Genomic DNA, 7,853 nt, shown 5'->3' on the forward strand with positions numbered 1-7,853 from the left:
AGCCGCCTTCGGGGAGCCAGAAGCCCGCCGGACCGCTTGCTCGACCCGGTTCATCCACCGGCGGGCTGGAACAGCTCGACCACATTGCCGGACGGGTCTTCCAGGAGGATCTGCTGACCGCCTGGGCCGCTGACGATGTCGTTCCGGAACGTGAGGCCTGCGGTACGCAGCCGGTCTACCTCGGCGGCGATATCGGTGACGATGAGATGGATACGGTTCCATCCTCCTGGCGTCGGCTTGGTGCCGTCCGGCATCGGGCGACCCGCCGAGCTGGTCGGCCCGCTCAGCAGGAGCCGTAGCTTGCCGCGTACGACGTCGGCGAACGCCGGTGCCGCACTCATCCTCAGGGTGAACCCGAGGTGTTTGGTGTAGAAGTCGATCGCAGTATCGACGTCGTCTACCATGTATCGGACGTTGACTAGGTCCGCCGGGTTGTCGGACATTTCTAGATAACCTCCGAACTTGTTCGGGATGTGGGGTGCCGGGATTCGGGGTGACTACCCGCACTGACGGCTTCAATCCGTGCGCCGCTCAGCCGCTCCGAAATCGACGCATAGGTCCAGATAATGGAACGCACAATACGACCCTACATCGATCCCGTCAGATCAATCAAGCTGATTTATTTCATTGCACCGAACTATTTTCGCCTCAAGAGGCTTCGTGCTCGATGAAGTGCTTGGTCAGCTCGACCCGGCAGTTGATGCCGAGCTTCGCGAATACGCGCCGAAGATGGCTGTCCACAGTGTGAGGCGACAGGAACAGCATGCTTGCCGCTTCTTTGTTGGTCCTGCCGTCCACGATGGCCCGCACGACTCGAAGCTCCGCACTCGTCAGGCTTTCCCAGCCTGAGGTGGGCCGTTCAGCGGCCGGCGCACCTATGTTGTGCACGCCGAGATTCCGAAGCTTCCGCTGCACCCGGCTGACGTCCCGCCGGGCACCGCAGTCCGCGTAGAGATCCAGAGCGGACCCGAGAAGCCGAACCGCTTGAGCCTGGTTCCGAATGGCCTGTTCCTCTTGCGCCGCGTCCTCAAGCGCGCTGCCGGTCGCCAGCGGACGCCCGCTGAGCTGGTAATGCTCCACCGCGCGATGCAGAGCGGCCGGGTCGTGGCGCAGGAGTCCTTCGGCATGTTCTGCGCCCCCCGCCAAGGACTCCACGGCCGGGTTGCTGTCTGTGATGCGGCGGGCGAACTCGGCCGCGAGTTCAGCTTCCGGACTGAGTCCGGCCTTCCTCGCCAGGCGCACAAGCGTCGCCGCCGCCGTCGGCGCCTCTGTGAAGAGCAGGATGTCGGGAGCGACCTCTCCCTCGACGCTGATCAACGTCTGAACCGCCATGCTGGGCCGCCCACAGACTGCGTGGAACTGCGCAAGCGCCCAATCCAGGCTGCCCTTGTCGGCCCCCGGGTCCTTGGGGACGAGTCGCTCGGCCATGCGCAGGTGTTCACTGGCGGTGGCGGTGTCGCCATGATGCAAGCTGATCCGCGCCAGAATCGCGCGAGCGGGCACCGAGTCATTGGGCGCCGACCGGTCCATCACGCGAAGCCCGGTCTCGGCTGCGACGCGTGCTTCATCCAGCCGACCGGCGGTCACCAGCATTTCGGCGCGGCTGCCGTGCCACAGCGGCTCCGACCAGGCCTCGCCCAGCTTCTCCGACTCCTGTTTGATCGCGGCGCAGACGGCCGCCGCATCCTCGAACTGATCGGCTGCGATCAGAGCGCGAGTCATCCACGTCCAGAGCGGGCGTTCGCACGTGTCACCGTCCGAACGAGCCGGCGCCTGCCACGGCTCCGCAACGCAGATCAGCCTGCCGGTCGCCCCGGTCTCGCCGCCGATCTCCGTGTCTCGATCGGTAACGAAAGCGTGAGCCAGGCTGGCCGACCGCCCGTTCCCGAGCTTCGGGGCCATGCCGGAGACGCGCATCAGACGCCTCTCCGTGTCCCCGAGCAATCCCTGTATCTTGGCCCGATCCAGGTCGCGAAGGTCACGTCGCGCCAATGTCCGCTGAAGCAGTTCGGCGGGCATGTCGTGACATCCGGCGTCCTGGAGCCCTTGCGCGAATTCGAGCACCAGGTGCTCATCCGCGATCATCTCAATGCCGGCACGCACGGCGATGTCCGCGAGGCGGCCGGCTTCGGCGCCCCGCCCTGCTCCGATGAGCAGGCGGAGGGCTCGGACCAGCGTCACCGGTGCCTTGTCGGACACATCTCCCAGGGCTGACATGGCCTGAGCCGTGATTTCGTCGCAGCCGCACGCCTGCGGTGGTGGTGAGACAACCGGTCGGCCGGGCACCGGCGCGGCAGGGGGGACAAAGGCCTCGGCCGGACCGATCGGCTCGGATCGGCTTACCTGGGTGATGGTCGTAGGCGCGGATGGGACGGGCTCCCCTCCACGGAATCCGACATGCTGCAGGGCTTCGCCGATCACATCTTGGACGAAAGCCAGCTTCGCCCCCGTCCTCTGGATAAGCCCAGCTTGCACGGCCTCGTCGACGCTAGGGGAGAGCTCGGGGGCCGCTTCGCCGAGCAAGGCCGCCGCCTCCTCGATGGTGAACGTATGGCCGATCCTCCTGTCGTGCATCAGAAGGCGCCGTACCACGAGCGGCAGTTCGCCGAGCAGGCGATCGACCGTAGCGAGGACGCTCTCGGGCAGACGGGCGGCCAGAACGGAGGCCGTGCCATCAACGATGACCACTTGCCCCGCTTCCATGAGCGCGCTGAGGAGATTTTCCAGCAGCCACGGATTGCCACCGCAGCGAGCCGCCCATCTGAGCACCGACGTATCCGGCTTGGCGCCGAGAACGCCGGCGCAGAGCGCGGCCACCGCTTCGTCGTCCAGCGGCCCGAGGTGGAGCTGCACTGTGGCATGCTCGCTCAGCCAGCCGATGGCGTGCTGGGCGAGCGACCGCGCGGGAACCGGCCGACGCGCGAGCAGCCACAACACCGGTGACGAGGCGAGCGATCGCACCAAACCCTGAAGAACCAGGCCGCTGATCTCGTCGGCTCGCTGGGCATCGTCGATCACGATCAGGAGAGGACGCTTGCGCGCCGCATCTCCGATCAGCTCGCTCAGACGATCTGCCAGCCAGAAAGGATTAACATCCGGGCGAACCAAATCATCGAATTCGGACTCGCTGGACATCACATGCTGCAAGAAGGTGATCAGCTCGCGGACGGGTGTCGGCTGATCGATTATGCCGGCTCGTATATAGGCCACGGTAAGGCCTTGTTCGGCCCCTTCGCAGGCGGTCTCCCTGAGCATACGAGTTTTGCCTGCACCGATCGGGCCCTCGATGCTGATACATCCGCCGGAGCCCTGCAAGGTGGTGCTCAAACGACCAGCCAACACTGACAGCATGTTTTCACGTCCGACTACTGGATACATGATCACCTCAGTGTTGAGACGAAGAATCCCGGATGTCCGACTTAACCCTAATCACTCTGTCGTGTACGAATTCAACTAATCGCATCCAAGATGGCGCGAATGCGTTACATCAAGATGTATTGATATAGATGATCGCTCTGAACGGCATCTTTTGACAAAGCGTGAGGCGCTGGTTGTAGCTATTTGTGCTTGACATATGTGGACCTGGAGGTTTGTCCTCGTGAGATCTCATCGCGTCCGAGAAGATTTCGGACCTGAGAGTCCAGAGCTCGGCCAGGGCATGGCACAGTTCCAGCCCACGCCGCGCACGATGACTCATCCATAACGATGCACCCGGGCGCGTCTGCTCCATCTTCGGGCACACCCGTCTCAAGCTCTCATGATTTTCCGCACCTTCGCCGATGGCCACTGTCCGGGCGAAGCCATGCCGAGCTGCGGCAGCAAACACAACGCACCGACTGGGCGCGTCTAATCAACGTGAAGACGTGATGTGCCCACGCCGGCCGCCAGGTGAAGCTGTCCGGGAAGGCCTCGGCCGGAGCCGGTAGAGGCCTGCTCGCTGGTTTCCCGACGGGAGTAGACATGCGGTCACCCGGCTTTACCGCGGACTTCGGCGAACTGTGGCCGTGGGAGAGCATGCCGGCGGCGCAACAACCGGAGTGGCGAGAACACGCTGCCTACGGCGAGGTCTGCCGGACGCTGGCTTCGGCTCCGCCTCTGGTGACGGTCGCGGAGATTCAGCACTTGCGCTGGTCGCTCGCGCGGCTACTGACGGCGGAGGCCCTCATTCTGCAAGCGGGTGACTGCGCGGAAAGTTTCTATGAATGCACTGAGCCGCACACAACAGAAAAGCTACGCGTTATTGACACACTGGGCGATCGTTTGGGTGATCTTGCCGATCGGAGCGTCATACGCGTCGGACGTATGGGCGGACAGTTCGCCAAACCCCGGTCACAGGCGACAGAGCGTCACGGGGAGCTGAGCATTCCTTCCTTCAGGGGGCACATGATTAATTCAGAAATTGCCGCGCCCCCGACTCGGCAGATCAACCCACGGCGCATGTTGTGGGCCTATGATGCCAGCGGCAAAGTGCTGCGGGCGATGCGAGAACACCGTCGAGGATACGGCCGCATGACTGCTCTGGCGGGGCCTTGGTCGAGCCACGAGGCACTGGTCATCGATTATGAGGCCCAGTTGGTCCGCCGGGATTCGGATACGAACGACCTGTACCTGACCTCGACACACCTGCCCTGGGTGGGGGAGCGGACGCGCCATCTGGACGGTGCGCAGGTTGCCTTGCTGGCCTCGGTCGTCAACCCAGCCGGATGCAAAATCGGACCGACCGCGACTCCGGATGACGTATTGCACTTGTGTGAAACCCTCAATCCCCGACGCGAGCTCGGCCGTCTCATGCTGATACCCCGCATGGGCCGAGACCGCATCCAAGACGTCCTGCCGCCTATCGTCCGGCGGGTAGTGAATGCGGGACACCCCGTGATCTGGGTGAGTGATCCCATGCACGGCAATACGGTTAAATCCCCGGAGGTCGGTTTGAAGACGCGATATCTGGCCGACGTGATCACGGAAGCTCTGCAGTTTCGCGACATCATCGAAGAGAACAGGCAGCACGCGGCGGGACTTCACATAGAGGTGGCGGCGAGCGATGTGACGGAGTGCATCGGCGGGTCGGTAAAGGGCGAGGACGACCTGCTGCGCCATTACTCCTCGTTGTGTGACCCAAGACTCAATGTCGACCAAGCCACCGAACTCATCGAGGCTTGGGCCAAGGGAGTGGCAACGCGCCAAGCCTAGCCTTGGGCGTGCTGGCACTTCTCGTTCTGCTCGCGCCGGGCGTCTTTCCGCGCCGGCAGTTCCGACGACGCGGCGATAGAGGATGCGCGTGGACTCGCGATAGGAGAGCGGTCCTACCCGGATGATCTCGTCGATGAACTGTCGAATGCATCGCGAAACGGCAGGCCACGGCGTAGGTGACGCCGCGCAGCCGTATCGCCCCCTTGACCTGCTCGGGCAGCGCTCCGCCCGATCCCGTGACGGCGGGCGGGGCCGACAGCAGCGCGGCCACTTTGGTGGCGCGGGCGGGCCTGCGCGAGGTCGGCGTTGACCTCGCGCTGTTCATGCAACGGCCCTTGCGCACCCGCAGCCCGGTCACCAGGTCGGCGGCCACGCCGCACCGCCGGTTGCAGGCGGACGGAAGCGCGGGCCAGGAACCGGACTCCTTCGGCCGGATGACGGGCTGCGTCAGCCCGACGGAGACAGCCCGCTTGCCGTCAGGCGGCGCCGAGGGCATCGGTGATCTTGCGAGTTAGGCGTCCCAGGCGACCGGGAGGCTCTTGACCCCGTAGATGTCCGCGGTCTCCGGGCGCAGGGCGACTTCTTCGGCCGGTACGGCCAGCCGCAGCGCAGGGAAGCGGCCGAGCAGGGCGGGGAGCGCGACGCGCATTTCGACGCGGGCCAGCTGCTGGCCCAGGCACTGGTGGATGCCGTGGCTGAAGGCCAGGTGCCCGCCGTCCTGGCGCTGGAGGTCGAGGGTGTGGGGGTCGGTGAAGCGCTCGGGGTCGCGATTGGCGGTGCTGAGGGACAGCAGGACCGTCGTGCCGGCCTCGATGGTCTGGCCGCCCAGCTCGACGTCCTCCAGCGCGACCCGCTGGAACTGCTTGGCGACGCTCAGATACCGCAGCAGCTCCTCCACCGCCCCGTCGGTGAGCGCGGGGTCGGCGCGCAGCGCGGCCAGCTGCGCCGGGTTCTGCAGCAGCGCGAAGGTGCCCAGGGCCAGCATGTTCGCGGTGGTGTCGAAGCCGGCCGACAGCAGGATCAGGGCGATCCCCTTCAGCTCCTCGTCGGTCAGGTCGCTGTCGAGCAGGTCGCTCAGCAGGTCGTCGGTGGGGTTGGCGCGCTTGGCGGCCACCAGCTCGGCGAGGTAGGTCTGGGTCGCGATGTAGGCCGCGATCAGCTCCTCGTCGCCGGCCTCCCCGCCGAGGAACTTGTCGATGTTGTCCTGGAAGGAGCCCCGATCCTCGTACGGCACCCCGAGCAGCTCACAGATGATCACGGCGGGGATGGGCTTGGCGAACGCGGTCACCAGGTCCGCCGACGGCCCGCCCTTCTCCATGGCGTCCAGATGTTCGGCGGTGACCTGCTCGACGCGCTCGGTCAGCAGCCGCATCCGCCGGACGGTGAACTTGCCCACCAGCGGCTTGCGGTAGCGGCTGTGCTGCGGCTCGTCCATGAGCAGGAACTCACCGGGTGGGGCCGGAGGCACCTCGATGTCTCCGTAGTCGATGAGCGGGTGGTGGCTCATGAGCTCCTTGCGTGAGCTGAACCGGGGGTCGGCCAGGACCGAGCGGACCAGCTCGAATCCGGTGACCAGCCAGCCCTGATGTCCGTCGGGGAAGGGAAAACGGCTGATCGGGCCGTGCTCGCGCGCCTCGATCAGCTCCTTGGGCGGGTCGAACGGGCAGCCGGACTGACGAGCGGCCGGCATCGTCGTGACGGTGTGCAGGGATTCACTCATGACTTTCCTCATTCGCGATAGTGCGTGTTTCCGTAGTTCGGCATTCAGGACGGCTAGGAGATCTTGCGGCGGTAGGTGTTCATGGCGAAGCCGTAGGCGACGACGAGGATGCCGCCGCACCAGGCCAGCGCGATCCAGATGTCGGTGCCGACCGGCTGCTGGCTGAACAGGTCGCGGACGGCGTTGACGATGGAGGTCACCGGCTGGTGCTCGGCGAAGAAGCGCACCGGGCCAGGCATGGTGTCGGTGGGCACGAACGCCGAGCTGAGGAACGGCAGGAAGATGAGCGGGTAGGAGAACGCGCTCGCGCCTTCCACGGTCTTGGCCGACAGGCCGGGGATGATGGCGATCCACGTCAGCGCCAGGGTGAACAGGATCAGGATGCCGGCGACGGAGAGCCAGGCGAGCACTCCGGCGCTTGAGCGGAAACCCATCAGCAGGGCGACGAGCACGACCACCACGAGCGAGATCACATTGGCGACCAGTGAGGTCAGCACGTGCGCCCACAGCACGGCTGAGCGGGCGATCGGCATGGACTGGAAGCGCTCGAAGATGCCGCCCTTCATGTCCATGAACAGCCGGAACGCGGTGTAGGCGATGCCCGAGGCCACCGTGATGAGCAGGATGCCGGGCAGCATGTAGTTCACGTACGAGTCCGAGCTGGTTTTGATCGCGCCGCCGAACACGTAGACGAACATCAGCATCATGGCGATGGGCATGATCGCGGTCGTGATGATGGTGTCGGGGCTGCGCGCGATGTGGCGCAGGGATCGTCCTAACAGGGTGGCGGTGTCGCCGAGGAAGTGCTTGGTCATGGTGGTTCCTTAGGCCTTGGTGCCGACGAGGGAGAGGAAGACGTCCTCGAGGGTCGGCTGCTTTTCGATGTATTCGACCTTGGCGGGCGGGAGCAGTTGCTTGAGCTCGGCCAGGGTGCCGTTGACGA

6 protein-coding genes are annotated in these 7,853 nt (G+C 65.2%); 2 read left to right on the forward strand and 4 right to left on the reverse strand.

Annotation, left to right across the window (positions count from 1 at the left end; all coding sequences use genetic code 11):
* Nucleotides 1-50: 50 nt before the first annotated feature.
* Together ABEA43_RS55675 and ABEA43_RS55680 are read right to left on the reverse strand one after the other, a co-directional pair.
* The gene (locus ABEA43_RS55675) at nucleotides 51-443 is read right to left on the reverse strand and encodes a VOC family protein (RefSeq protein WP_345575341.1); all 393 of its coding nucleotides are present in this window, start codon (nucleotides 441-443) and stop codon (nucleotides 51-53) included.
* 205 nt (nucleotides 444-648) lie between these two features.
* Nucleotides 649-3,378, reverse strand: a complete 2,730-nt coding sequence (locus ABEA43_RS55680) for a helix-turn-helix transcriptional regulator (protein ID WP_345575343.1) — start codon at nucleotides 3,376-3,378, stop codon at nucleotides 649-651.
* Between the two features lie 582 nt (nucleotides 3,379-3,960).
* Here ABEA43_RS55680 and ABEA43_RS55685 point away from each other — a divergent pair.
* Together ABEA43_RS55685 and ABEA43_RS55690 are read left to right on the forward strand one after the other, a co-directional pair.
* Nucleotides 3,961-5,190, forward strand: a complete 1,230-nt coding sequence (locus tag ABEA43_RS55685) for a 3-deoxy-7-phosphoheptulonate synthase (RefSeq protein ID WP_345575345.1) — start codon at nucleotides 3,961-3,963, stop codon at nucleotides 5,188-5,190.
* Between the two features lie 176 nt (nucleotides 5,191-5,366).
* The gene (locus ABEA43_RS55690; protein WP_345575347.1) at nucleotides 5,367-5,705 is read left to right on the forward strand and encodes a hypothetical protein; all 339 of its coding nucleotides are present in this window, start codon (nucleotides 5,367-5,369) and stop codon (nucleotides 5,703-5,705) included.
* Here ABEA43_RS55690 and ABEA43_RS55695 read toward each other — a convergent pair.
* Nucleotides 5,702-6,910 carry a cytochrome P450 gene (locus ABEA43_RS55695; protein ID WP_345575349.1) on the reverse strand — a complete coding sequence of 403 codons (1,209 nt, stop codon included), beginning with the start codon at nucleotides 6,908-6,910 and terminating at the stop codon, nucleotides 5,702-5,704. The two genes, ABEA43_RS55690 and ABEA43_RS55695, sit on opposite strands and share 4 nt — an antisense overlap.
* Nucleotides 6,911-6,963: 53 nt before the next feature.
* A complete protein-coding gene (locus tag ABEA43_RS55700) occupies nucleotides 6,964-7,725 on the reverse strand; it encodes an ABC transporter permease (RefSeq protein WP_345575351.1) in 762 nt (253 codons plus the stop codon).
* Nucleotides 7,726-7,853: the final 128 nt, after the last annotated feature.

Origin of the sequence: Nonomuraea rosea (assembly GCF_039539705.1) — a bacterium.
Lineage (GTDB): Bacteria > Actinomycetota > Actinomycetes > Streptosporangiales > Streptosporangiaceae > Nonomuraea > Nonomuraea rosea.